This window comes from Proteus myxofaciens ATCC 19692, from assembly GCF_001654855.1.
Lineage (GTDB): Bacteria > Pseudomonadota > Gammaproteobacteria > Enterobacterales > Enterobacteriaceae > Proteus > Proteus myxofaciens.
The window spans coordinates 1-208 of record NZ_LXEN01000281.1; the positions used below are offsets into that span (position 1 = coordinate 1).

General features: G+C 18.3%; 1 protein-coding gene. It reads right to left on the bottom strand.

The window, feature by feature from the left end:
* On the bottom strand, positions 1 to 208 hold a 208-nt coding region (locus M983_RS17815), incomplete at both ends, for a hypothetical protein (protein ID WP_210433270.1).

A 208-nucleotide genomic window follows, 5' to 3' on the forward strand; every position in this document is an offset into this window, starting at 1 on the left:
TTTCTTTTGAACATTTATAATATTTTTTCTGTATTTAATATTATTGGCAATATCTATGTTATTTGGTTTATCTATATTTTGATTATCTATGTTTATTCCATTATAATTAATAATATCACTTCTTACTATGTTATCTATTGTATTATTTCGTAATTTAGTTTTGGCAAGACTTTTTACATTAATATTTAGAACATTTTCAAAAAGAAAA